Raw genomic sequence first — 25,644 nt, forward strand, 5'->3', positions numbered from 1 at the left:
CCGGGGCCGGGCAGCACGATCGCTGCCCGGCCCCGGCCGTTCCGCTCGTGTCCTACTTCTTGCGGCGCTTCTCGCGCACCCGCACGGAGATCGAGATCGGCGTGCCCTCGAAGCCGAACTCCTCGCGCAGCCGGCGCTCGACGAAGCGGCGGTAGCCCGCCTCCAGGAAGCCGGAGGCGAACAGCACGAACCGCGGCGGGCGGGTGCCGGCCTGGGTGCCGAACAGGATGCGGGGCTGCTTGCCGCCGCGGATCGGGTGCGGGTGGGCCGCCACCAGCTCGCCCAGGAAGGCGTTCAGACGGGCCGTCGGGATGCGGGTCTCCCAGCCCTCCAGCGCGGTCTCGATCGCCGGGACGAGCTTCTCCATGTGCCGGCCGGTCTTCGCCGAGACGTTGACCCGCGGCGCCCACTGCACCTGGACGAGATCCTTCTCGATCTCGCGCTCCAGGTAGTAGCGGCGCTCCTCGTCGAGCCGGTCCCACTTGTTGTAGGCGATCACGACGGCCCGGCCGGCCTCGACGGCCATCGAGATGATCCGGGTGTCCTGCTCGGCGAGGGTCTCGCTGGCGTCGATCAGGACGACCGCGACCTCGGCCTTCTCCAGCGCCGAGGCGGTGCGCAGCGAGGCGTAGAAGTCCGCGCCGGCGGTCAGGTGGACCCGGCGGCGGATACCGGCGGTGTCGACGAACTTCCAGGTCTTGCCGCCGAGTTCGATCATCTCGTCGACCGGGTCGCGGGTGGTGCCGGCCAGCTCGTTGACGACCACCCGCTCCTCGCCGGCGACCTTGTTGAGCAGGCTGGACTTGCCGACGTTCGGGCGGCCGATCAGCGCGACCCGGCGGGGGCCGCCGAGGGTGCCGTTGCCGAAGAGCTGCGGCGGGGCCTCGGGCAGTGCGGCCATGACGGCGTCCAGCAGGTCGCCGGAGCCGCGGCCGTGCAGCGCGGAGACGGGGTACGGCTCGCCGAGGCCAAGCGACCACAGGTAGGCGGCCTCGGCCTCGGTGGACGGGCCGTCGACCTTGTTGGCGCACAGCACGACCGGCTTGCCGGCCCGGCGGATCAGCTTGACCAGCGCCTCGTCGGTGTCGGTCGCGCCGACGGTGGCGTCGACGACGAAGAGGACCGCGTCGGCGGACTCGATGCCGTACTCGGCCTGGGCGGCGACGGCGGCGTCGATGCCGAGGACGTCGACCTCCCAGCCACCGGTGTCGACGAGCTTGAAGCGGCGGCCGTTCCAGGTGGCCTCGTAGGTCACGCGGTCGCGGGTGACGCCGGGGCGGTCCTCGACGACCGCCTCGCGGCGGCCGATGATGCGGTTCACCAGGGTCGACTTGCCGACGTTCGGGCGGCCGACGACGGCCAGCACCGGCAGCGGGCCGTGCGAGGCGGCGTCGAGGTCGGCGTCCACCTCGTCGGTGTCGAAGCCCTCTTCGGCGGCGAGCGCCATGAACTCGGCGTACTCGGCGTCGCCGAGCTCACCGTGGTGCGCGGCGGTGTCGTTGCTCATGTGTGTTTCTTCCGTTTCCCGGCACGGCCCTTCCCAGGGGCGTGCCGTGCGTACCTGCCCTGCCGGGCAGCGCGAAACTACGTGTCCCGTAGTCGGAGGACGGGCCGGACGGCCCGAGGATGGTCAGACGGCGGACGGCTGCTGGGCCCGCTCCTCGACCAGGGCGGCGACCGTGTCGATCACCTGGTCGAGGGTGAGCTCGCTGGTGTCCACCAGGACGGCGTCCGGGGCCTGGGCCAGCGGCGCCGTCTCCCGGGAGGAGTCGGCGGCGTCCCGGCGGTCCAGGTCGGCGGCCATCGCGGCGATGGTGGCCTCGTCCACGCCCTTGGCACGGAGCTCGGCCGCGCGGCGCGCGGCACGGGCGGTGCCCGAGGCGGTGAGGAAGACCTTGGCGGTGGCGTCCGGGAACACGACGGTGCCCATGTCGCGGCCCTCGGCGACTATGCCGCGCGGGGCGACCTCGGCGCAGCCGCGCTGCAGCTCCACCAGCCGGGCCCGGACGGCCGGGACGGCGGAGACCGCGGAGACCTTGGCGGTCACCTCGGGGCCGCGGATCGGGCCGGAGACGTCCTGGCCGTCGACCGTGATGGTCGGGCCGGCCGCGTCCGTGCCGGAGACGATCACCGGCTTGCCGCAGGCGATCGCGACGGCCTCGGCGTCGTCCACGTCGATGTCGTTGGAGAGCATCCACCAGGTCATCGCCCGGTACATGGCGCCGGTGTCCAGGAAGCTGAGACCGAGGCGGGCGGCGACCGCCCGCGAGACGGTCGACTTGCCCGATCCGGAGGGTCCGTCGATGGCGACGACGACCGGGGCGTGCGCTCGGTCGGCAGTGTCCACGGGGCGAACCTCTCTCTCGGTCCGGCGCGCTCGGGCCGGGATGACTATCTACAAGGTTAATGGACCGGCGGAGGCATCCCGTCCGGTCGGTCCCGGGGCCGACCGCTTGCATGCCCGGCGGTCGGTCGGCCGGCAGCCGCTCCTCCTCGTGGTACCGCACCCCGTGCCGCTCGGCGAAGGCCCGCAGCCGGTCCAGGTCGTCCTCCGGCACGACGGTGCGCGCCGTCCGCGGCCCGCCGGCGGTGCCGGCCGAGGGGGCCGGCGCGGGTTCCAGGCCGGAATCGGCGTCGACCGGGTGCCGCGGGCACCGCGCTCGCCCCGGTGCGTCAGGTCGATCCGGCGGAAGGCCGCGAACGGGACGACCTGCTCGGCCCCGCCGTGCAGCACGAACCGGGCCGTGCCCCGCCCCGGGCGCAGCTCGCACTCCACAACCGGCCGTCGCTGCCGGGTCCGCAGCATCCGCAGGCCGGCCGGCTGCCCGGCGAGCAGCACCGCGCCGATCGCGCGGCCCCACCACCGCAGCACCGGCCGGAGCAGCAGCAGGAGCAGCACGGCACCGGCGTCCACGGCGCCGACCAGGGCCGCGGTGCGGTCGCCGTCCGGCGGCCCCGGGCGCCACAGCAGTGCGTCCGCCGCGGCGTCCACCGGTCCGTCCACCGGATCGTGTCCGTACGTCAGCCCTCCCCGAAGCCCGTCCGGTGCACCGACGCGACAAGACGACGGGCGGTTCCCGGGCGGGCGGGGGCTCAGTCGCGGACGCTCCAGCCGCGGTCGCGCAGACCGCCGGTGAGCAGCCGGACGGCCGACGGGGCGACGTCCAGGTGCACGTGGCCGACCTGCTGGCCGTCGGAGTGCTCGATGGTGACGTCCTCGATGTTGACGCCGAGCGCACCGACCTCGCCGAAGAGCCGGCCGAGCTCGCCCGGCTGGTCGCCGAGGACGACGGTGACCGACTCGTACCGGGTCGGCGGGGCGCCGTGCTTGCCGGGGATCCGGGCGTGGCCGGTGTTGCCGCGCCGCATCACCGCCTCGATGCCCGCCGCGCCGGCCCGCCGCTCGCCCTCGTCGGCGGCCTGCAGGGCGCGCAGCGCCGTCACCGCCTCGTCGAGGTCCGCGGCCACCTCCTGGAGGATGTCGGCGACCACCCCGGCGTTCGCGGAGAGGATGTCCACCCAGAGCGCCGGGTTGGACGCGGCGATCCGGGTCACGTCCCGCACGCCCTGCCCGGACAGCCGGACGGCCGTCTCGTCGGCATGCTCCAGCCGGGCCGCCACGATCGAGGAGACCAGCTGGGGGGCGTGCGAGACCAGCGCGACGGCACGGTCGTGCGCGGTCGCGTCCATCACGATCGGCATGGCCCCGCAGAGCGCCACCAGCTCCAGCGCGGCATTCAGGGTGTCGGTGTCGGTGTCCCCGGTCGGGGTGAGCACCCACGGCCGGCCCTCGAACAGGTCGGCGCGGGCGGCCAGCGGGCCGGACCGCTCACGGCCGGCCATCGGGTGGCCGCCGATGTAGTGGACGGTGTCGCAGCCGAGCGCGGCCACCTCGGCCCGCGGGCCGGCCTTCACGCTGGCCACGTCGGTGTAGCAGCGGGCCAGACCGCGGCGCTGGCAGTCCGCCAGCACCTTGCCGACCAGCGCCGGCGGCACCGCGACGATCGCCAGGTCGACCGGGCCCTCGGGCGGCTCGGTCGAACCCGCGCCGAGCGCGGCGGCCGTACGGGCGGCGTCCGGGTCGGCGTCCTCCAGATAGACGGCGACCCCGCGGCCGGTGAGCGCGAGGGCGGCGGAGGTGCCGATCAGTCCGGTGCCGATGACGGCGGCTGTGCGCATGACGGGGTTGGTCTCCTGGTACGGGCGGCCTTCTGCTCCGCCCATCCTCTCGCAGCCCCGTCCCGCCCGTCGAAGCCGTCCACCAGCCGAACCCCCGCACAGCGGCGGACCGTAGGGGAAGGGCGGTCCCAGGGGCGCCGGACAGGTGGCGTGCACCGGGTGCCCCCACGCGCCCCCGTTCCCGTCCTGCCCGGACCTGCACGGTTGCCCGTTCGCCTGGGTATGTCTCCGTCCGCAACCGGGTCGGGGGCCGGGGCCGTCCCCTCAGCCGACGCGCAGCGGAAATCCGCGGCGGACGGCCGCCGGCCCCGGCAGACTGGCGGCCCGGACCGGGGACGGACGAAGGGCAGGGCGGGGTGGCAGCAGAGACGACAACGGCGGATCGGTGGGAGTCGGTACTCGACTCGGTGGTGGTGTACGCGAGCGGCGCGCTGTGCCGCAGGCGGGCCCGGGGCACGGTGCCCGCGGACGGCAGGGTCCGGCTGACGGGCCTGCCGAGGGTGGCGGACGCGGGTTCGCTGCGTGCGTCGGTGCTCTCCGGCGGGGCGCGGGTGACGGCGGCGCGGTTGGAGCCGGAGGCGGAGGTCCGCAGCCGTTCGGACCTTCCGGGGCTGCGCCTGCGGGTGGATCGGGCGCGGGACGCCGCGGAGGCCCTGCGGCAGCGTTCCGCGCGGCAGGAGGCGCGGATCGCGGAGGTCTCCGCGGTGCGGGCGGTCCCGCCGCCGTTGCAGGCGGACGAGCCGCACCGCCGTACGCCGACCGACGCCTGGTTCGAGCTGGCGGACTTCGTGGACGAGCGGCTGGCGGCGCTGCACGCGCAGTCCGCGGACCTCGCCGAGGAACTGCGGCTGGCCGAGCACGAACTGGCCCTCGCCGAGGATGCGTTGGCCCGGGCCTCGTCCGCGGTGGCGGTCGGCCCGGTGACGCTGGGCGGTTCGGCCGTGGTGACGCTGGAGGGTGCGGCGGAGGGTGCCGAGGTCGAGCTGGAGGTGGAGTACGGGGTGCCGGGTGCGGTGTGGGTGCCGACGTACCGGCTGACCTACCGCCAGGGCGAGGGCTCCGGGACGCTGCTGCTGCGGGCCCAGCTCGCGCAGCGCACCGGTGAGGACTGGTCGGGGGTGCGGATCGGCCTGTCCACGGCGGACCTGCAGCGCCGGACGGACCTGCCGCAGCTGCGTTCGCTGCGGATCGGACGGCGGCAGGCCGCACCGGCCGCGTCGGGCTGGCGGGAGCCCCCGGCGGGGCTGGGCGACCTGTTCAGCGGGTACGACGCGGCGGGCCGCCCGCCGCAGCCGCGTGCGGGGCGGGCCCGTCCGGCGGGCGGTGGCCGCCCGGGCCGGGCGGCCCGGCCGGGTGCCGGGCCGGACGTGACGCTGGCGGGCGGCCTCACCGGCGCGGAGACCGCGCTGCCGTTCGCGGCGCCTGTGCCGCCTCCGCCGCCCGCTCCGGGTTTCGCACCGCAGGCCTTCCCGATGCCGGCGCCGTCCGTCCAGGCGTACGGTGCGGCGCCGCAGCCGCCGGGGGCGATGCCTCCGCCGGCGCCGGTGGCGTCCGCCCGCGGCATGCGCGCGAGGGCCGGGGGCGGGGCACGCTCCGCACCGGCCGCCGCCTTCGACGTGGCGCCGGAGCCGGTGGCGCCGCCGGTGCCGCCGGGTCCTTCGCAGGCGCAGCTGGACTACGCGGGCCTGGTGCTGGAGGGCCCGGACCGGCCGGCGCACCGGCGCGGCCTGCTGTTCCCCGGGGCGGTGCACGACCCGGCGGCGACGGAGTCGCGGAACCTCGCCGAGTCGGTGGCGGCGCTGGCCCTGCCGGCGCACGCGGTGCGGCCGCGGGTCTCGGCGGGCTCCTTCGACCAGCGGTACGACGCGGCGGCGCGGGCCGACGTGCCCTCGGACGGCACCTGGCACACCGTCACCGTCGGGGAGGTGCCGGTGTCGCTGCGCACCGAGTACGTCTGCGTGCCGGCCGTCGAGGAGGCGGTGTACGGCACCCTGGTGCTGACCAACGCCACGGCCTCGGCGCTGCTGGCCGGGCCGGTGGAGGTCACCGTGGACGGGGACTTCCTGCTGACCGCGGCGCTGCCGACGCTGGCCGCGGGCGGTGCCCGCCGGGTCGGCCTCGGCCAGGCGGAGGCGGTGCGGGTGGCCCGCCGCACCGAGATGCGGGAGTCCACCGCGGGCATGCTCAACAACACCACGGTGCTGGACCACCGCATCCACGTGGAGCTGGCGAACCGGCTGCCGCACCCCGTCACCGTGGAGGTGCGCGAGCGGGTGCCGGTCTCCACCGACCAGGACGTGCGGATCGAGGAGCGCGGCACCTGGACCGCGCCCGACCGGCCGTCCGACGCCTACCCGCCGAGCACCCGGCGCTGGCGGGTGGAGCTGCCCGCCGGCGGCACCGCCGAACTCGACGGCGGCTACGAGATCCGCATCCCGGCCGGCAAGGCCGTCGTCGGCGGCAACCGGAGGAGCTGACCATGACCGACACATCCATCGCCCCGCCCCCCGACGAGCCGCTGCCGCAGGCGCCGGCGGCCGACCACCCGCTGCCGGTGACGGCGGTGACCTGTCTGGAGGACCGCGCGCACGTCGAACGGACCACCGTGGTCGACCTCCCCGCAGGGGTCAGCCGGCTGCGGCTCGGTCCGGTCTCGGCACTCGCCGTGGACCGCACCCTGCGCGCGGAGGCGCCCGGCGGCGGGGGCGTCCGGGTGCTGGACGCCCGGGTGGTGCGCAGCTGGGTGCCGCGCGCCCCACTGCCGCCCACCGCCGGGGACTCGGAGCTGCGGCACCGGGTGCACGCCCTGGAGCAGGAGCAGCAGGCCGAGACCCGGGTCCGGGAGCGGCTGGAGGCCCGGCTGGCGCTGCTCGCCCAGCTGGCCGCCGATCTGCTGCGGGAGATCGGCGAGGGCGCGGGCCGCGGCGAGCTGGAGCGCAGCCGCTGGGGTCGCGAGCTCGACCGGATCGACGGCGAGCGGGACGCGCACGGCGAGAAGCTGCGGGTGTCCCGGGCGCGGCTGGAGGAGCTGGCCGAGGACCTGGCGGCGGCCCGGCGGGCGCTGGACGCGGCCGAGCAGGAGCCGGCGGAGCTGTTCGCCCACGTCGAGGTGACGGTGGAGGCGGAGGCGGCGGGCCGGGCGGAGCTGAAGGTGGGCCACCTGACGCCGTGCGCGCTGTGGCGGCCGGCCTACCGGGCCTCGCTGGCGGGCGGGCGGCTGGTGCTGGAGACCGAGGCGGTGGTGTGGCAGCGCACCGGCGAGGACTGGTCCGGGGCGCGGCTGACCTTCTCGACGGCCCGGTCGGCGCTGGCCTCGGAGCCGCCGCGGCTGACCGAGGACGTGCTGAGCCTGCGGGAGCGCACCGCGGAGGAACGCCGGACGGTCGAGGTGGAGCTGCGCGAGGAGGAGATCGGCACGACCGGTCCGTCCGCGGACGGCCTGCCGGGGGTGGACGACGGCGGCGAGGTGCGGGTGCTGCGGGCGGCGTCGCCGGCCTCGGTGCCGGCCGACGGGCGGGCGCACCGGATCCCGCTGACCGTGTTCGACACCGCGGCGAGCAGCGAGTTCGCGGCCGCGCCGGAGCTGTCGCCGCTGGTCACCCGGGTGGTGCGGTTCCGCAACGACGCGGGGCACGCGCTGCTGGCCGGGCCGGTCGACCTGGTCCAGGGCAGCGGGTTCACCGGCCGCGGCGAGCTGCGGTTCACCGCCCCGGGGGCCGCGGCGGAGCTGTCCTTCGGCAGTTCGGACGGCCACCGGGTGGTCCGGGAGACCGAGGAGGGCCGCGGTACGACGGGCATCACCGGGCGGACGGTGGTCACCCGGACGGTGCGGCTGCACCTGTCGCGGTTCTCCGCGCCCGAGGAGCGGGACGAGCAGGTGGTGACGGTGCGCGAGCGGATCCCGGTGTCCGAGGTGTCCTCGGTGGAGGTGAAGCTGCGCAAGGAGGCCTGCTCGCCGCCGCCGGACGAGCTGGACTCGGAGGGCGTCGTCCGCTGGGACGTTCCGCTGCCGCCGGGCGGCCGGCGCACCCTCACGCTCGTGTACGAGGTGTCGGCGGCGTCGAAGGTGGCGGGACTGTGAGCCAGGTCCAGCCGGATTTGTTCCGTCAACTCCGGTAGAAATGACCCATGATCTACCATCTCGCCCCGCTGGACGACTGGCTGCGCGACCCGGGGCGGCCGTACGCGGCCGCCTCGCTGCTCACCGACGGCTTCATCCACTGCTCGGCCGACGAGCGGACGGTGCTGGCCGTCGCCAACCTCTTCTTCGCCGACACGCCGGATCCGCTGATGGCGCTGCTGATCGAGGAGAAGCTGGTCGAGCCGATGGTGAAGTGGGAGGCGCCCTCCGGCCCGCCGCCGGAGGGCGCCACGCCGGACGTGCTCTTCCCGCACATCTACGGCCGGCTGAACCGGACGGCGGTGATCGGCCTGGAGAAGGTCGAGCGCGGCGCGGACGGCCGCTGGGCCCGGCTGCTCCCCTGGAGCTGAGCCGGGCCCGTCCGGGCGGCGGCGGTCAGAGCCAGCCGCGCTCGCGGGCCGCCATGCCCGCCTGGAAGCGGGTGGTGGCGCCGAGCTGGCGCATCAGGCTCTGCAGCCGCCGCTGGGTGGTGCGGGCGCTCCAGCCGAGGGAGCGGGCGATCGACTCGTCGGTCAGGCCGGCGGCGAGCAGGCCGAGCAGCTTGCGGTGGTCGGCCTCGGGGCCGGTGTCGGCCTCGCCGTCGCCGATCGCCGCCTGCAGCGGCACGGCCCGCTCCCACTCGGCCTCGAACAGCGCGTCCAGGGCCTGCAGCAGTGCCGACGGGTGGATGACGTAGGCGGCGTCCAGCACGCTGTCGCCGACGGTGATCGGGATGATCGCCATCTTGTCGTCCGACATCATCATCTTCATCGGCAGCACGGGGCGGACGCGGGCCTCCTCGCCGTCCTCGACGCCGATGAGGATCTCCTTCTCCAGCCGGCCCGGCCAGGCCACCGCGTCCTTGTCGTACACGGTGCGGAAGCGCACGCCCGCCTTGAGCTTGGCGCGCTGGCGGGGCATCTGGGCGACCGGGTCCTGGATGTAGGGCGGGCAGTCGAAGCCGCGCACCTGGTACTGGGTGCTGTCGACCAGGTGCTCCAGCCGCTGGGCGATCGCCTCGCCGCCGGTGAGGACCTCGACGGAGTGCGCCGGGTCGGTGTAGCGGGACGCCTCGCGGAAGGCGTCCATCAGCCGGTGCATCTCGGCGCGGGCGCTGCGCAGCTCCGCCTCACGGTGGCCGATGAGGGTTCCGATGGCGACGTCGGGCGCGACCGCGAGGTAGCGTTCCCGGTCGACCGGGGCCCGGGTGGCCATGCCCTGCTCGGCCAACCGGTCGAGGGCGTCCTGGCTCTGCTGCAGTGTCAGGCCGCACTGCCCGGCCAGCTCCTCGGCGGTGGACTGCGGCGAGACCACCAGGGCCGCGTACACCTGTCCGTCCGGCCGTCCCAGGCCGAGCGCTCCGAATGCGTCGAGCACGCCGCTCCTTCCCCCATGCGGCCAGTGGCCCAGTGGCGCAGTTCCGCCACTCGTCGAGCTGCTGTCCGGTGGCCATCCTGCGCCACAGATCCACATCATGACAAGGCGGTGCGTCGAGGTTCACACGGGGTCCCCGCCGAAGAGCCGGAAGGCCTCCCCGCCGGACGGCGGGGAGGCCTTCGATTCGAAGGTTCCGACGGTGCGGCCCCGGTCCGCCCTACAGGCCGACCTCGCGCATCAGCTGGCCGACCTCGGGGTTCGTGAGGCGGCGCAGCCAGCCCGACTTCTGGTCGCCGAGCGCGATCGGCCCGAAGTGGGTGCGCACCAGCTTCTCGACCGGGAAGCCGACCTCGGAGAGCATCCGGCGGACGATGTGCTTGCGGCCCTCGTGCAGGGTCACCTCGACCAGGTAGTTCTTGCCGACGTTGGAGACCACCTTGAAGGAGTCGGCGCGGGCCCAGCCGTCCTCCAGCTCGACGCCCTTGGCGAGCTGCTTGCCGAGGTCGCGCGGGATCGGGCCCTGGATGGCGGCCAGGTAGGTCTTGGTGACGCCGTACTTCGGGTGGGTGAGGCGGTGGGCCAGCTCGCCGTGGTTGGTGAGCAGGATGATGCCCTCGGTCTCGGTGTCGAGGCGGCCGACGTGGAAGAGCCGGGTCTCGCGGTTGGTGACGTAGTCGCCGAGGCACTGGCGGCCGTCCGGGTCCTCCATGGTGGAGACGACGCCGGCCGGCTTGTTCAGCGCGAAGAACAGGTAGGACTGGGTGGCGACGGTCAGGCCGTCGACCTTGATCTCGTCGTTGGCCGGGTCGACCCGCTTGCCCTGCTCGGTGACCCGCTTGCCGTTGACCTCGACCCGGCCCTGCTCGATGAGCTCCTCGCAGGCCCGGCGGCTGCCCATGCCGGCCCGCGCGAGCACCTTCTGCAGGCGCTCGCCCTCGGGCTCGCCGAAGGTCTTGGGGGTCTTCACGGCCGGCTTGTCGTGCCGGGCGAGCACCGCGTCCTCGATCTTGGCCTGGAGCTCGCGGGAGCGCTGCGGCTGGCGGCGCGGGTCGCCCGGGGCGCCCTGGCCCTCGCGGCGCGGCTTGGGCGCGGCGCCGGGGCGGCGCGCCGCGAAGCTGCTGCGGCCGGGGGTGGCGTTGGGGCCGCCGCCGTACTCGGGGCGGTCGTAGCGGCGCTCCTCGGGCCGCAGCGGGCGGTCCGGGTAGCGCCGGTCGTCACGGCGGTCGTCACGCCTGTCGTCGCGGCGGTCGTCGCGGCGCCCGCCCTGGGAGGACGAGCCGCCCCGGCCGCCGCCGGAGGAGCCGTACGACGAACCGCCGTAGGAGGATCCGCCGCCGTAGGACGACCCGCCGCGCGAGCCGCCGCCGCTCCGGCCCCCGCCCTGTCCGCCGCGTCCCTGGCCTCCCCGGCCCTGGCCGCCGCTGTTGTTCCTGCCGTTGCCACTGCTGCGCATCAAAATGTCCGTACGTCGTGTCCGTCGTGGGAGTGCGTGTCGTGCCGGCCGACCTCACCGCCCCCTCACCGATCGGACGCGGACCGTCAGGCGCTCTCGCCGTCGGCCGCGCGGGCGGCAGCCACCGCCTCCGCGATCATCGTGCCCTCCAGGGACTCCGCTTCCACGTCGTCGACCTCGGGCAGGAAGGGCGCGAGCTCGGGCAGCTCGTCCAGGCCTCGCAGCCCCGTCCGTTCCAGGAAGTAGTTCGTCGTCCGATACAGGATCGCACCTGTTTCGGGCTCGGAGCCGGTCTCTTCCACCAGTCCTCGCTGTACCAGGGTACGCATCACACCGTCACAGTTCACACCGCGTACTGCGGAGACCCGGCTGCGCGACACCGGCTGCCGGTAGGCGACCACCGCGAGCGTCTCCAGCGCGGCCTGCGTGAGGCGGGCCTGCTGGCCGTCCAGGACGAAGCGGTCGACGGCCGGCGCGCAGTCGGCGCGGGTGTAGAAGCGCCAGCCCCCGGCGACGTGGCGCAGGTCGAAGCCGCGGCCCTGGGCGGTGTACTCGGCGGCGAGTTCGCGCAGCGCGGCGGCGACCGCGGCGCGCGGCCGCTCCAGGACGGCGGCGAGGTGCGCCTCGGTGGCGGGCTCGTCGACGACCATCAGGATCGCCTCCAGCGCGGCCCGCAGCGGCACCCCGCGGGCACCGGACTCCTCGGGCCGCTCCGGTTCCGGTTCGGGCTCCGGCTCGGGGGCGGGCAGCGGCGCCGGGTCGGGCATCGGTTCGGGCTCGGAGGTGTCCGCGGCCGGCTCCGCCGCCGGCGCCGGGATGTGCGGCTGCTCCGCGGCCTCCTCCGCGGCCGCCGCGTCGTCCGCGCCGTCCGGTGCCGCGTGGGCGGGCTCGGTCGCGTACGCGCTCTCCTGCCACTCGTCGGGGCGGGCCTGGCCGGGGAGGCCGAGGGTGCGCCGGCTGGGGCGCGGCTGATCGGCGTTCACTGCGGTTCTCCGTCCTTGCCGCGGCCGTCCGCGCCCTCGCCGGGCGGACGGTCGAACTCGTCGGTCACCTCGACGCGCCGGCCGGTGTCGGCGACCCAGTGCACCAGCAGCTCGCCCAGGGCGTCCGGCTGCTCGAAGTCGAGCACCTTCTCCCGGTACAGCTCCAGCAGGGCGAGGAAGCGGGCCACCACGACCAGCGTGTTGTCGGCGTCCTCCACCAGCCTGCCGAAGGTCGCGCTGCCGAGCGCGGTGAGCCGGTCGACGACGACCCCGGCCTGCTCGCGGACGCTCACCGGCGGGGTGTGGATGTGGTCGACGTAGACCACCGGCTCCGGCCTGGGCGCCGTCGCCCGGGCGGCGAGCCGGGCCAGGCCCCGGGGGCCGACGGTGATGACCACCTCGGGCAGCAGCAGCGCGTGGTGCGGCTCCAGGCCGACCGTGCGGGGGCGCTGCAGCAGCTCGGCCGCCCAGCGCTCGGCGAACAGGGCGGCCGCCTGCTTGTACGCCCGGTACTGCAGCAGCCGGGCGAAGAGCAGGTCGCGGGCCTCCAGGAGGGCGAGGTCCTCCTCGTCCTCGATCTCGGCGGCGGGCAGCAGCCTGGCCGCCTTGAGGTCGAGCAGGGTGGCGGCGACGACCAGGAACTCGGTCGCCGCGTCGAGGTCCCAGTCCGGGCCCATCGCCCGGATGTGGGCGACGAACTCGTCGGTGACCTTGGAGAGCGAGACCTCGGTGACGTCCAGCCGGTGCTTGGCGATCAGGCTGAGCAGGAGGTCGAACGGGCCCTCGAAGTTGTCCAGCCGCACCCGGAAGCCGCCGCGCTCCTCGCCCGGTCCGGCACCGGCCGGCGGGGCTGGGGCGGCCGGCTCGGGGGGCTCGGGCGCGCTCGTCATGACCGGACCATCTTCACCCGGGCCGGTCGCCGCGCCACCCTCCTGGGCGCCCGACACGCCCGCGCCCCGGCCGGGCCGGTCCGGGTCCGGGCCGAGGAGGCCCTCCGCGGGCCTCAGCGGCCGCGCAGCCGCCGCACCAGGATGCTCGCCTCGCCCCGCTGCTCCAGGTCCGCCAGGACGACGGAGATGGCCTCCCGGACGACGCGGCCGCGGTCGACGGCGAGGCCGTGCTCGCCGCGCAGCACCAGCCGGGCGTGCTCCAGGTCCATGAGCTCCTCGGCGGAGACGTAGACCGTGATCTTCTCGTCGTGCCGCTCGCGGCCGGTGGGCCGGCGGGCGGCGCGGCCGCGGGGGCGCGGCCGGCGGGCCTCCGCCTGCTCCTCGGGGGCGTGCCGGCGGGCCGCCTCGGCGGGCGGCTGCGGCTGGGCGGCCTCGGTGGCGGCCCCGTCGGCGGCGGTGTCGCCGGCCGCGGCGGGCTGCTCGGCGGGCCGGGCGGTCTCCGGTCTGGTGGCCTCGGCCGACCGGCCCAGCGAGGGCGACAGGGCCATCCCCCCGGTGGTCCGGAACAGCTCGTCGGCTCCCGGGAGACTCACTCGGCGGGGCGGCACCGGTCGAGCACCTCCCTGGCGAGCTGGCGGTAGGCGGCGGCGCCGACCGAGTTGGTCGCGTACGTGGTGATCGGCTCGCCGGCCACGGTCGTCTCCGGGAACCTGACGGTGCGTCCGATGACGGTGTGGAAGACGTGCTCGCCGAAGGCCTCGACCACCCGGGCCAGCACCTCGCGGCTGTGCACCGTACGGGAGTCGTACATGGTGGCGAGGATGCCGTCGAGGCGCAGCTCCGGGTTGAGCCGCTCGCAGACCTTCTCGATGGTCTCGGTGAGCAGCGCGACGCCGCGCAGCGCGAAGAACTCGCACTCCAGCGGGACGATGACGCTGTGAGCCGCCGTCAGGGCGTTGACGGTGAGCAGGCCGAGCGAGGGCTGGCAGTCGATGATGACGTAGTCGTAGTCCGGCAGCAGCGGCTTGAGGGCGCGGGCGAGCGCGGACTCGCGGGCGACCTCGCTGACCAGCTGCACCTCGGCGGCCGACAGGTCGATGTTGGACGGCAGCAGGTCCATGCCGGGGACGGCGGTCTTCAGCAGGACCTCATCGGCCGTCAGGCCCCGCTCCATGAGCAGGTTGTAGACGGTGACGTCGAGTTCCATCGGGTTCACGCCGAGGCCGACGGAGAGGGCGCCCTGCGGGTCGAAGTCGACGAGCAGCACCCGGCGGCCGTACTCGGCCAGCGCGGCACCCAGGTTGATGGTCGACGTGGTCTTGCCGACGCCGCCCTTCTGGTTGCACATGGCGATGATCTGCGCGGGGCCGTGCTCGGCCACCGGCGCGGGGATCGGGAAGTACGGCAGCGGACGGCCGGTGGGGCCGACCCGCTCGCGGCGCTGCCGGGCGGCGTCGGGGGCCAGGGTGGCGGCGTACTCCGGGTCCGGCTCGTACTCGGCGTCCGGGTCGTCGTAGGGGCCGTAGCCCAGGTCGGCGTAGGAGAGGCCGTACGCGCCGAGCTCGGCGTCGTAGTCGGCGCCGGCGGCGGTGCCGCTCTGGCGCGCCTCGAAGGTGCGGACCGCGACCGAGCCGACCTCCGCCGTACCCACCGTCGCCGGCCGCGCGTACTCGTCGTGCGGCTGTCCGGCGGCGAGCTCCGCCAGTCCTGGCTGACCACCCCCGGGAGCAAATGTCGACTCATTCACAAGTCGTCTTACCTCCTTGGGCTTCCAGGACTCTATGTCGATACGTCAGCGTGGCAGCTTGCCGACGGTTTGCGACTCTAGGCCGTTCCAGGCGTTCGCAGCAACACAATCCACGGTAGTGGGCACGATGTGTCGGCTCCCCGACCACCCGCTGTCAAGGCTTGCGCGGGCCGGGAACCCTCACGATTCCGGGGTCGCCGCGCCCCGCGGCGGGGTGACCCGCGGTGACCGGGTCCGCAGGGCGGGTGACACGTTGCACATGAATTGACATCACCCGTCCACCGGCCGGTCACCGGCCCGTGGGCGTGCGGGCGCGCCGAAGCCCCCGGCCCGAGGGGAGCGGGCCGGGGGCGACGGGGTGTCGGCGCGTCAGGCGAGGACGGTCTCCAGGGAGACGGACTCCAGGTCGAAGGCGTCGGCGACGGCCTTGTAGGTGATCTGGCCCTCGTGCACGTTCAGGCCCTTGGCCAGCGCGGCGTCGCGGCGCAGCGCGTCCTTCCACCCGCGGTTGGCCAGCTCGACGATGTACGGCAGCGTCGCGTTGGTCAGCGCGTAGGTGGAGGTGTTCGGGACGGCGCCCGGCATGTTGGCCACGCAGTAGAAGACCGAGTTGTGGACCTGGAAGGTCGGCTCGGCGTGCGTGGTGGCACGGGAGTCCTCGAAGCAGCCGCCCTGGTCGATGGCGATGTCGACGAGCACGGAGCCCGGCTTCATGCGGGAGACCAGCTCGTTGGTGACGAGCTTCGGGGCCTTGGCGCCCGGGATCAGCACGGCGCCGATGACGAGGTCGGCCTCCAGGACGGCCTTCTCCAGCTCGAAGGAGTTGGAGGCGATGGCCTTCACCTTGGTGCCGAAGATCTTGTCGGCCTCGCGCAGCTTGTTGATGTCGCGGTCGAGCAGGGTGACGTCGTAGCCCATGCCGATGGCGATGGTGGCCGCGTGCCAGCCGGAGACGCCGCCGCCGATGACGACGCACTTCGCCGGGTGGGTGCCGGGCACGCCGCCGGGGAGCACGCCGCGGCCGCCGGCCGGGCGCATCAGGTGGTAGGAGCCGACCTGCGGGGCCAGCCGGCCCGCGACCTCGGACATCGGGGCGAGCAGCGGCAGGGCGCCGTTGGCGAGCTGCACGGTCTCGTAGGCGATCGCGGTGGTGCCGGAGGCGACCAGCGCCTCGGTGCCGGCGCGGTCGGCCGCCAGGTGCAGGTAGGTGAAGAGGGTCTGGCCCTTGCGGAGGCGGTGGTACTCCTCGGCGATGGGCTCCTTGACCTTCAGCAGGAGGTCGGCGGTCTCCCACACCTCGTCTGCCGTGGGGAGGATGGTGGCACCGGCGGCCACGTACTCCTCGTTGGGGATCGAGGAGCCGAGACCGGCGTTGTCCTCGATGAAGACCTCGTGTCCGTTGCGGACGAGCTCATGCACGCCGGCGGGCGTGATGGCCACGCGGTACTCGTGGTTCTTGACCTCGCGGGGGATGCCGACCTTCACGGCTAAACACGTCCCTCTTGCCTGGGGGTCCCGGCCGGGGGAAGACCGGCGGGCGGCGCGCACGGGGAAGGCCTCCGGAGAACACCGGGGCACGGATCGCTGCGCGACTGCTGTCGAGTGTAATGAAGCCCAGCGGATCCGTCAGCCTTCCAAACTGAATAAATCAGCGGATCCGATTGGCAGGTTCGTAGGCTTGCACCTCGCTCCCGCGAACAAAGACCCACAACTGCCACATATCAGACACTACTCCGCAATGGGGTGATTCCACTCGCCTGCGAGCTGCTGCTGGAGGCGGTCCAGGGCAAGCGCCACAAGGGCTGCGCCCCGCTCGTCGCCGAGCCGCCGGAAGATCCCGAACGCCGCCCGGTACTCGCGCAGCGCCTCCTCGAAGCGGCGCTGCGCGGTGTGCGCCTCGGCGACCCGGGCCAGCAGCCGCGCCTCGGCCGGGGCGTCGCCCGCCTCCTGGCGCAGGGCCAGCGCGCGCCCGTACGAATCTCCGGCGCGCACGGCGTCGCCGAGCGCCCGGTAGCACCCTCCCGCGCTCTCCAATGCGCGGGCGCACCCCGACTCGTCACCCGCCGCCCTGGCCCGGTCGATGGCGGCCCGGTACCGTCCGGCGGCCCGCTCCCAGCGGCCCGCGGCGGCCTGCAGGTCGCCCAGGTTGAGCAGTGCGGCGGCGGCCCGGCGGGGCGCCCCGGCCCGCTCGGCGACCTCCAGGACGAGTTCGTGCAGCCGGTGCAGGTCCGCCGGGACGGTGGCCGGGGTGAGCGGCAGGGCCCGCAGCAGGGCGCCGACCAGCCGGCCCGCCGAGCCGTCCAGGTCGCCCTGCCCGATCGCGTCGCCGACCGCGGTGAACAGCTGGTCGCGCTCCTCGTCCAGCCAGCGGGCGGCCTGGTCGGCGGTCCGCAGCCGCAGCGGACCGGGCAGCGGGTCGGGCGCCGGGCCGGCCCCGGGGGCGAGCAGCGCCTGCGCCGAGTCGACCAGGCGGACGAGACGCTCCAGCAGGCGGGCCCGGGCGAGTTCGACCTCCGCGGGCCGGTCCGCCTCGGCCCGGAGTTCCACCAGCCGCGGATGCAGCCAACCGGGGACCCGGTAGCGCGCGGTGCCGTCCGCGGCTGGCGGCTCGGCGGCCAGCAGCTCCCGCTCGGCGAGGTCGGCGAGCAGCGCGGCGGCCTCCGGCGCCGGACAGCCGGCCAGGGCGGAGGCGGTGCGCAGGTCGGCGAGCTGGGCGGGGGCCAACGTGAGCATCCGCAGCATCCGGGCCCGGGCCGGGGTCAGCGTGCGGTAGAGCAGTTCGAAGGCGCCGCCCAGCGGGTCGCCCTCCGGCACGGGGACGGGTCCGTCGGCGGGCAGCAGGTCGCGGGCGCGCCGGCCCTCACCGCCCTCCCCCTCCGCCCGACCGGGACGGCCGGCCCCGCCCCGTTCCTTACCGGCCCCCCTGCCGCCGCCGCGGGCGTCCTTGCCGTCCGCCCGCTCCGCGGCGGGGCCGGCGGCCGGCGGTTCGGCGGACGCCGTCCGGCCGGTGGCGGCGGTGAGGTCGGCGGCCGCGTCGGTGACCGCGGCGCGCGCGTCGGCCCGCAGCCGGACGGCGGTGAGCCGCAGGGCGGCCGGGCGGCACGCGCAGGCGTCGGCGAGGTCGGCGGCGCCGACCGGGTCGCAGCTGACCCGGGTGCCGCCGACGAGGTCCCCGAGCAGGCCGACGGCGGCGGCCTGGTCCAGCCCCCCGATGATCACCGGGTCGACGTCCTCGATGCCGGTCAGCGGGCCGCCGGTGGTGGCGAGCAGCAGGGTGCCGGCGCCCGCGCCGAGCAGCGGACGCAGTTGGGCGGCGTCCTTGACGTCGTCGAGCAGCAGCAGCACCTCCCGCTCGGCGAGCGCCTCGCGCAGTGCGGCGCACGCGGGGTCGTCGCCGTCCGGCCCGTCCGGCGGCAGCAGCCCGGCCGGGACGGCGTCCAGCTGCTCCAGCAGCCGCCGGGCCGTCCGCCCGGGCGGCACCCGGCTGCCGTCGGGCGCGGAGAGCCGGGCGTACAGCACGCCGCCGGGGTACTGGACGGCCACCGACCGGGCCCAGCGCAGCGCGAGCGCCGTCCGCCCGGACCCGGCCCGGCCGGCCAGCACGACCAGCCCGGCCGCGTCACCGCCCCGGCCGGCGGCCCGGGCGGCGGCGGTCAGGGCGGCGAGTTCGGTGCGGCGGCCGGCGAAGGCGGTCGGCCCGGGCGGCAGGCCGTCCGCGGGGCCGGCCGCTCCGGGGCCGGCGGACCGCTCTTCGATGGTCGCCGTCTTCCTCGCCACCCGTGCCCACTCCCGTCGGTCGCCCGCAGCGGACCCGCTGCGGGCCCTGCCGCGAAGCGTAGTTCGAACGACCGCCCCCGCCGAGGTCACCCGCCCGCCCCGCCCCGGGCATCACCCCCGCGGGTCAAGCAGGCGGCCGACCACCCGGGGGCGCAGGGAGGAGGCCGACCATCCCTGAGGTCGCCCTCACTGAAAGCAGTCCCGCGCCCCTGCAGGGCTCGCCCTCAGTCCTGGCGGAAGGGCCGGGCCGGCCAGGGCGAGTCGGCGGGGCGCAGGGCGTCCACGCCCTGGCCGGTGAGGGCGGCGTGCAGCGCGAGGGTGCCGGTGATCAGGGTGGGGTTGTGCAGTTCGCCGGCCAGGACGAGCCGGATCAGCTCCTCCAGCGGGACCCTGGCGGTCTCGATCTCCAGCTCCTCGCCGTGGGCGGCGTACCGCTCGCCCTCGGCCTCGGAGAGGTCGGTGGCGAGGAAGAGCCGCAGCGCCTCGTCCGTGCCGCCGGGCGAGGTGTAGAAGTCGACCAGCACCCGCCATTCGCCGGCCTTGCAGTGGGCCTCCTCGTAGAGCTCCCGCTGGGCGGCGTGCAGCGGGTTCTCGCCCGGCACGTCCAGCAGGCCCGCGGGCAGCTCCCACAGGCGCTGCCGGACGGGGTGGCGGTACTGGCGCAGGATCAGCACCCGCTGCCGGTCGTCCAGGGCGAGCACCGACACCGAGCCCGGGTGGGTCTGGTAGTCGCGGCGCGCCCAGGAGCCGTCGGGCATCTGCACCTCCTCGGTGCGCACCCCGGTGACCCGGCCCTTGAACGGCGTCTCGCCGGCCCGGACGGGCCACTGCTCGGCGGCGTCCCTGATCTGCTGCTGGAAGTCCATCGTTCTCCCCTTTTCGTCAGTACGACACAATCTAACCCGACGCACCCTCAGCCTGCGGCCACAACCGTCCGCGAACAGCCGGACGGCGGCCGTGCGGGGGAATCCGCACGACCGCCGTCCGGTCATCGGGAGGACGCGGCGGCGTCCCGGGCCTACTGGGCCCCGGTCTTGATCTTGATGGCCGCCGCGACCAGGCCCGCGAACAGCGGGTGCGGGCGGGTCGGGCGGGACTTCAGCTCCGGGTGCGCCTGGGTGGCGACCAGGTAGGGGTGGACCTCGCGCGGGTACTCGACGTACTCGACCAGGTCGCCCTTGGGCGAGAGGCCGGAGAACTGCAGGCCGGTCTTCTCGAGGTCGGCGCGGAAGGCGTTGTTGACCTCGTAGCGGTGGCGGTGGCGCTCCTCGACGTACTGCTCGCCGCCGTAGACCTCGCGGACGATCGAGCCCTCGGCGAGCTTGGCCGGGTAGAGGCCCAGGCGCATGGTGCCGCCCAGGTCGCCCTTGCCGTCGACGATGGCGAGCTGCTCGGCCATGGTCGAGATGACGGGGTACTTGGCGGCAGCGTCGAACTCGGTGGAGTTCGCCTCGGGCAGGCCGGCCAGGTTCCGGGCGGCCTCGATCACGACGCACTGCAGGCCCAGGCACAGGCCCAGCAGCGGGATCCCGTTCTCGCGGCCGTAGGTGATCGCGGCGACCTTGCCGTCCACGCCGCGGTCGCCGAAGCCGCCGGGGATGCAGATCGCGTCCACGTCGCCCAGGTGCTCCTGCGCGCCCTCCGGCGTCAGGCAGTCGTCCGAGGTGACCCACTTGATCTCGACGCGGGCGTTGTTGGCGAAGCCGCCGGCGCGCAGCGCCTCGGTCACCGACAGGTAGGCGTCGGGCAGGTCGATGTACTTGCCGACCAGGGCGACCTTGACGATGTGCTGCGGCTCGTGGACGCGGCGCAGCAGGTCGTCCCAGGTGGTCCAGTCGACGTCGCGGAACGGCAGGTCGAGGCGGCGCACCACGTAGGCGTCCAGGCCCTCGCCGTGCAGCACCTTCGGGATGTCGTAGATCGACTTGGCGTCGATGGCCGCGACCACGGCCTCCTCGTCCACGTCGCACATCAGCGAGATCTTGCGCTTGATGGCCTGCGGGACCTCGCGGTCGGCGCGCAGCACGATGGCGTCGGGCTGGATGCCGATGTTGCGCAGCGCGGCGACGGAGTGCTGGGTGGGCTTGGTCTTGAGCTCGCCGGAGGGGCCGATGTACGGCAGCAGCGAGACGTGCACGAAGAAGACGTTGTCCCGGCCGACCTCGTGGCGGACCTGGCGGACGGCCTCCAGGAACGGCAGCGACTCGATGTCGCCGACGGTGCCGCCGACCTCGGTGATGACGACGTCGACGTCCTCGGTCGCCATCCGGCGGATCCGGGACTTGATCTCGTTGGTGATGTGCGGGATGACCTGGACGGTGTCGCCCAGGTACTCGCCGCGGCGCTCCTTGGCGATGACGGTCGAGTACACCTGGCCGGTGGTGACGTTCGCCGAGCCGTGCAGGTTGGTGTCGAGGAACCGCTCGTAGTGGCCGATGTCGAGGTCGGTCTCGGCGCCGTCGTCGGTGACGAAGACCTCGCCGTGCTGGAACGGGTTCATCGTGCCCGGGTCCACGTTGAGGTACGGGTCGAGCTTCTGCATCGTCACGCGCAGGCCGCGCGCCTTGAGCAGCGCGCCCAGGCTGGAGGCGGTGAGGCCCTTGCCGAGCGAGGAGGCGACACCCCCGGTGACGAAGAGGTGCTTGGTCGTCACGGCGCGGCCGGCGGCCGACTTACCGGAATGGGGCTGTGCCAAGAGGGGGCTCCCGTGGGTCGCGGTGTCGAGGGTGACTCCCGGTGGCCGGACCTCCGCTCGTCCGCGCGTCGACGCATCTGCACGCCGGAGCACCGGCGGGGTCGTCGAATCGGCGGATCGGGGGTGGCCCTCAGCTGTGTGCTGCCCACCAGTCCACGGGATACCAGGGTATCAGCGCACCGGACGGGACGCGGTCCGGCCCGGCGCGGCGCGCCCTGCGCGGGCTCCGCGCCCGCGGTGGAAGGATCAGCTCCGGATGGCTCGGACGGATCACCGGCGATCACCCGGGGGGACCAGCCGGGCTGGTCAATCCGGTGCGAGTCCGGCGGGTGACCACCCCTGCGCGTGCCCCCGGGCGTACGACGGACGTATTCTTCTCGGACGCATCGCCGACACCAGAGCACGCGGAGGGCGAGGGGGTCGGCCGACTCCGTTCGGTCCCCGGTGCGCGATCCGGAAGCCCCCCGTCCCGCCCCGCGCCCGGTCAGAGCCAGGGGCCCACCCGGCCCCGCCGGGCACCCACGAGCCCTCCCGCCACCCCAACGGACCTCGCGAGTGCCCCGGACCACCGGCGGGCGGCCCCGGCCCGCCCGTGCCCGCCGTCGGCGCAGCCACATCGCGAACTGGGAGACCCACGTGGCCGGCCGTATCGAGGACTACGCACTCATCGGTGACATGCAGACCGCCGCCCTGGTCAGCAGGGACGGGGCGGTGGACTGGCTGTGCCTGCCCCGCTTCGACTCGCCGGCCGTCTTCGCCGGCCTGCTGGGCACCGACGAGCACGGCTTCTGGCGGATCGGCCCCGCCGAGGCCGTGGGCGACGCGCCCGCGCCCGAGGAGCACCGCGACCACACCTTCCACGCGGACCACTCCGTCGCCGACACCGGCGAGCTGCGCCTCCCGCCGGCCACCGCCTCCGCCCCGGCGCTGCCCGCCGACCGCCGCACCTACCGCGGCGACTCGCTCGTCCTGGAGCAGGAGTGGGACACCCAGGGCGGCACCGTCCGGGTGATCGACTTCATGCCGCCCCGCCACCTGCTCGGCACCCCCGACGTGCCCCAGATGATCCGGATCGTCGAGGGCGTCACCGGCCGGGTCCGGATGCGCTCGGCCGTCCGGATGCGCTTCAGCTACGGCAAGGTCGTGCCCTGGGTGCACCGGGTGGAGCAGCCGGACGGCGGGCACCGCACGGTGGCCGTGGCCGGCCCCGACTCGGTCTGGCTGGACGGCGAGGCCGAGACGTACGGGCGCGACCTGACCACCTACGCAGACTTCACCGTCGACGCGGGCGAGCGGATCGCCTTCGCCCTCACCTGGCAGGCCTCCCACCTGCCGGCGCCGGCCCCGGCCGACGCGGAGGGCGCGCTGGAGGCCACCGAGCGGTTCTGGGCGGAGTGGGTCGGCCACTGCACCCACCAGGGCCCCTACCGGGAGGCCGTGGTCCGTTCCCTGATCACCCTCAAGGCGCTGACCTACGCCCCGACCGGCGGCATCGTCGCCGCGCCCACCACCTCGCTGCCCGAGGACATCGGCGGCGAGCGCAACTGGGACTACCGCTACACCTGGCTGCGCGACGCCGCCATCACCCTCTCCTCGCTGATGCGCACCGGCTACCGCGAGGAGGCCCGCGCCTGGCGCGAGTGGCTGCTGCGCGCCGTCGCCGGCGACCCGGAGAACCTGCAGATCATGTACGGCATCGCCGGCGAGCGCGAGCTCACCGAGTCCACCCTGGACTGGCTGCCCGGGTACGAGGGCTCGCTGCCCGTCCGGGTCGGCAACGGCGCCGCCGGGCAGCTGCAGCTCGACGTCTACGGCGAGGTCGTCGAGGCGCTGCACCTCGCCCACATGACCGGACTCGTCCGCAACGACCACGCCCACCAGCTGCAGCTGAAGCTGATCAGCTACCTGGAGAAGCACTGGCGCGAGCCCGACGAGGGCATCTGGGAGGTCCGCGGCCCGCGCCGGCACTTCGTGCACTCCAAGGTGATGGCCTGGGTCGCCGTCGACCGGACGATCCGCCTGCTGGAGGACACCAGTACCGAGGGCCCGCTGGAGCGGTGGAAGGCGCTGCGCGAGGAGATCCACGCGGACGTCTGCGAGAAGGGCTACGACGAGCAGCGCAACACCTTCACCCAGTACTACGGCGGGCAGGAGCTCGACGCCTCGCTGCTGCTCATCCCGCAGGTCGGCTTCCTGCCGCCGGACGACAAGCGCGTCATCGGCACCATCGAGGCGATCCAGCGCGAACTGTCCACCGAGGACGGCTTCGTGCTGCGCTACCCCACCCACGACGCGCACGGCGCCAACGTCGACGGGCTGTCCGGGCACGAGGGCGCGTTCCTGGCCTGCTCGTTCTGGCTCGCCGACGACCTGGCCATGATCGGCCGGGTCTCCGAGGCCCGCGAGCTCTTCGACCGGCTGCTGGCGCTGCGCAACGACGTCGGCCTGCTCGCCGAGGAGTGGGACCCGCGGGCCAAGCGCCAGGTCGGCAACTTCCCGCAGGCGTTCAGCCACGTTCCGCTGATCGACACCGCCCTGCGGCTCACCGCCTGCGGGGGCGCCTACGGGGCCGGTCAACAGCACCGAGGCGACGCCTGACGCTCCGTCGACAAAGGGGTGGACGGGCCGTGACCGGCGCCGCAGACTGGCGCCCATGGCATCTCTCGTACGACACATCACCATCGACTGCGCCGACGCCTACGGACTCGGCAGCTTCTGGGCCGCCGTGCTGGACGCGTCGCTGCACGAGGACGACCACCCCGGAGACCCCGAGGCGCTGGTCGAGAGCAAGGCCGGCACGCTGCTGTTCGTCACCGTGCCGGACCGCAAGAGCGTGAAGAACCGCGTCCACCTCGACCTGCAGCCGCAGGACCGCACCAGGGACGAGGAGGTCGAGCGGCTGGTCGGCCTCGGCGCCGCCCTGGTCGGCGACCACCGCCGGCCGGACGGCACCGGCTGGGTCACCCTCGCCGACCCCGAGGGCAACGAGTTCTGCGTCGAGCGCAGCGCCGCCGAGCGCGACGCCGGCTGACGGCCGCCCGGCCGTCAGCCGCGCTGCACCAGTTCGTCGTAGGTGGAGAGCACCTGGGCGACCGTGTCGGACTCGTCCGGCCAGGTGAGCTGCTGCTGACGGCCGGCCTCGGCGAGGTCGGCCCGCCGCTGCGGGTCGCCGATCAGCGCCCGGACGGCCCCGGCCAGCGCCGCGGCGTCACCGTACGGGACCAGCACCGCGGCGTCGCCCACCAGCTCGGGCACCCCGCCGACCGCGGTGGACACCACCGGCACGCCCGCCCGCATCGCCTCCTGGACGACCAGCGATCGGGCCTCCCAGCGGCTGGAGACGACCACCGCGTCGGCGGCGGCCAGCAGGTCGGGCACGTCGGTGCGGTGGCCGGGCATCCGCACCGGGAGGCCCTCGGCGGCGACCCGCTCGCGCAGCGCCTGGCCGTCCGGGCCGTCCCCGGCGATCACCACCAGCGGGTCCAGGTCCCCGAGCCGGCCGGCCGCGTCCAGCAGCAGGCCGAAGGACTTCTGCGGCACCAGCCGGCCGATGGCGAGCAGCAGCGGCCGGGCGGGTTCGTCCTTGCCGTCGAACAGCGCGGCCCGGGCGGCCTCCCGGTCGAGCGTCGCGGGCGGCAGCGGCGGGGCCGCGATCGGGCCGAGCCGGGCGTCGGTGGCACCGAGCTCACGGGCCCGGGCGACCAGGTCGGAGGAGGCACCGAGCACCAGGTCGGCGGCGCGCGCCACCCGCCGCTCCATCAGCCGCTGCAGCCGGCGGTCCAGGCCGGTCGCCAGCATCGCGTGGTGCGAGGTGACCACCAGCGGGGTCTCCGGGCGCAGGCCCGGGAAGCGGCCGGCCGTCCGCAGCGCGAGGTCGGAGAGCAGTCCGGCCCGCAGGCCGTGCGCGTGGACGACGTCCGCGCCGGTGAACGCGCGGCGCAGCTCGCCGATCGCGGCGGCGTCGCTGCGGGCGCCCGCGGTCGGCGTGATGTCCACCGGGTGGAACCGTGCGCCGGTGCGGGAGAAGCCGAACCGGGTGTCCGCGCTCTCCGGCGCGCAGACCGTCACGGTCACCCCGTGCGCGACCAACCCCTGGGCGAGCGAACGCACATGGGCGCCGATGCCCCCGGTGCCGGCCGACAGGACGAGCACCGCCCGCAGCTGGCCGGGCTCTTCATGGGCCGCTGCGGCGCCCTTGGCGGCGGAATGGTCCACGTCGTCTCGCTCCGACTCGTTCAGGTGACGAGCACCGTCGCCGGACCCCCTGCCCCGGCCCGGGTCGGCCGACGGCTGCCTGCGCCCGCCGGTGGGCGGGGAAGGCGGGTTCCCGCGGACGGTCCTCGGGACTGGAAAGCCATTGTCCAGCCGCCACCATGCCAGGTCGGGCCGGGTCTTGGACAGTCGGCGCCGTGTGCGGGCGCGT

Annotated in this window: 19 protein-coding genes; 5 read left to right on the plus strand and 14 right to left on the minus strand. The window is 75.0% G+C overall.

Annotation, left to right across the window (positions count from 1 at the left end):
* Positions 1-52 precede the first annotated feature (52 nt).
* The 3 genes from der to AB0O09_RS34840 all read right to left on the minus strand — a co-directional run bounded on the left by der (position 53) and on the right by AB0O09_RS34840 (position 4,179).
* Entirely contained in the window at positions 53-1,507 is a 1,455-nt protein-coding gene (der, locus tag AB0O09_RS34830; RefSeq protein WP_363548898.1) for a ribosome biogenesis GTPase Der, read from the minus strand.
* A gap of 123 nt (positions 1,508-1,630) precedes the next feature.
* Positions 1,631-2,347 (minus strand): (d)CMP kinase, encoded by a 717-nt coding sequence (gene cmk / locus AB0O09_RS34835; RefSeq protein ID WP_363548900.1) that lies wholly within the window; start codon positions 2,345-2,347, stop codon positions 1,631-1,633.
* A gap of 746 nt (positions 2,348-3,093) precedes the next feature.
* Positions 3,094-4,179: a prephenate dehydrogenase gene (locus AB0O09_RS34840; RefSeq protein ID WP_363548902.1), complete on the minus strand. Its 1,086-nt coding sequence runs from the start codon at positions 4,177-4,179 to the stop codon at positions 3,094-3,096.
* A gap of 356 nt (positions 4,180-4,535) precedes the next feature.
* On the opposite strand from AB0O09_RS34840, the gene AB0O09_RS34845 reads away from it, so the two are divergent.
* From AB0O09_RS34845 to AB0O09_RS34855, 3 genes are read left to right on the plus strand one after another with little or no spacing between them, the layout of a single operon-like run.
* Positions 4,536-6,656: a DUF4139 domain-containing protein gene (locus AB0O09_RS34845; RefSeq protein WP_363548903.1), complete on the plus strand. Its 2,121-nt coding sequence runs from the start codon at positions 4,536-4,538 to the stop codon at positions 6,654-6,656.
* Between the two features lie 2 nt (positions 6,657-6,658).
* Positions 6,659-8,260, plus strand: coding sequence for a mucoidy inhibitor MuiA family protein (locus AB0O09_RS34850; protein WP_363548905.1), 1,602 nt, complete (start codon positions 6,659-6,661; stop codon positions 8,258-8,260).
* A gap of 47 nt (positions 8,261-8,307) precedes the next feature.
* Positions 8,308-8,670, plus strand: a complete 363-nt coding sequence (locus AB0O09_RS34855) for a DUF952 domain-containing protein (RefSeq protein ID WP_363548907.1) — start codon at positions 8,308-8,310, stop codon at positions 8,668-8,670.
* A 25-nt stretch (positions 8,671-8,695) separates the two neighbouring features.
* On the opposite strand, the gene AB0O09_RS34860 is transcribed toward AB0O09_RS34855, so the two are convergent.
* From AB0O09_RS34860 to AB0O09_RS34905, 10 genes are all read right to left on the minus strand, one after another.
* On the minus strand, positions 8,696-9,676 hold the full coding sequence (locus AB0O09_RS34860) for a helix-turn-helix domain-containing protein (RefSeq protein ID WP_344626928.1): 981 nt from the start codon (positions 9,674-9,676) through the stop codon (positions 8,696-8,698).
* A gap of 217 nt (positions 9,677-9,893) precedes the next feature.
* Positions 9,894-11,129 (minus strand): pseudouridine synthase, encoded by a 1,236-nt coding sequence (locus tag AB0O09_RS34865; protein ID WP_344626927.1) that lies wholly within the window; start codon positions 11,127-11,129, stop codon positions 9,894-9,896.
* Between the two features lie 86 nt (positions 11,130-11,215).
* Entirely contained in the window at positions 11,216-11,779 is a 564-nt protein-coding gene (gene scpB / locus AB0O09_RS34870; protein WP_363548939.1) for an SMC-Scp complex subunit ScpB, read from the minus strand.
* A gap of 329 nt (positions 11,780-12,108) precedes the next feature.
* Complete coding sequence (locus AB0O09_RS34875; RefSeq protein WP_363548941.1) at positions 12,109-13,119, minus strand: segregation/condensation protein A; 1,011 nt, start codon at positions 13,117-13,119, stop codon at positions 12,109-12,111.
* A complete protein-coding gene (locus tag AB0O09_RS34880) occupies positions 13,116-13,550 on the minus strand; it encodes a hypothetical protein (RefSeq protein WP_363548909.1) in 435 nt (144 codons plus the stop codon). The genes AB0O09_RS34875 and AB0O09_RS34880 overlap by 4 nt, the downstream gene beginning before the upstream one ends.
* A 41-nt stretch (positions 13,551-13,591) precedes the next feature.
* A complete protein-coding gene (locus AB0O09_RS34885; RefSeq protein WP_363548911.1) occupies positions 13,592-14,749 on the minus strand; it encodes a ParA family protein in 1,158 nt (385 codons plus the stop codon).
* Positions 14,750-15,118: 369 nt separating this feature from the next.
* Positions 15,119-16,234 (minus strand): alanine dehydrogenase, encoded by a 1,116-nt coding sequence (gene ald / locus AB0O09_RS34890; protein WP_363548913.1) that lies wholly within the window; start codon positions 16,232-16,234, stop codon positions 15,119-15,121.
* Positions 16,235-16,477: 243 nt separating this feature from the next.
* Positions 16,478-18,526: an AAA family ATPase gene (locus AB0O09_RS34895; protein WP_363548915.1), complete on the minus strand. Its 2,049-nt coding sequence runs from the start codon at positions 18,524-18,526 to the stop codon at positions 16,478-16,480.
* A 224-nt stretch (positions 18,527-18,750) separates the two neighbouring features.
* A complete protein-coding gene (locus AB0O09_RS34900; protein ID WP_363548917.1) occupies positions 18,751-19,392 on the minus strand; it encodes an NUDIX hydrolase in 642 nt (213 codons plus the stop codon).
* Between the two features lie 152 nt (positions 19,393-19,544).
* Complete coding sequence (locus AB0O09_RS34905; protein ID WP_344627768.1) at positions 19,545-21,221, minus strand: CTP synthase; 1,677 nt, start codon at positions 21,219-21,221, stop codon at positions 19,545-19,547.
* A gap of 636 nt (positions 21,222-21,857) precedes the next feature.
* Between AB0O09_RS34905 and AB0O09_RS34910 the strand changes: the two genes are divergently transcribed.
* The gene (locus AB0O09_RS34910) at positions 21,858-23,819 is read left to right on the plus strand and encodes a glycoside hydrolase family 15 protein (protein ID WP_363548919.1); all 1,962 of its coding nucleotides are present in this window, start codon (positions 21,858-21,860) and stop codon (positions 23,817-23,819) included.
* Positions 23,820-23,874: 55 nt separating this feature from the next.
* Positions 23,875-24,252 (plus strand): VOC family protein, encoded by a 378-nt coding sequence (locus AB0O09_RS34915; RefSeq protein ID WP_363548921.1) that lies wholly within the window; start codon positions 23,875-23,877, stop codon positions 24,250-24,252.
* Positions 24,253-24,266: 14 nt separating this feature from the next.
* Here the strand turns inward: AB0O09_RS34915 and AB0O09_RS34920 are convergent, their stop codons facing one another.
* Positions 24,267-25,436: a glycosyltransferase family 4 protein gene (locus AB0O09_RS34920; protein ID WP_363548923.1), complete on the minus strand. Its 1,170-nt coding sequence runs from the start codon at positions 25,434-25,436 to the stop codon at positions 24,267-24,269.
* Positions 25,437-25,644: the final 208 nt, after the last annotated feature.

Origin of the sequence: Kitasatospora sp. NPDC093679 (genome assembly GCF_040683455.1) — a bacterium.
Classification (GTDB): Bacteria; Actinomycetota; Actinomycetes; order Streptomycetales; family Streptomycetaceae; genus Kitasatospora; species Kitasatospora arboriphila.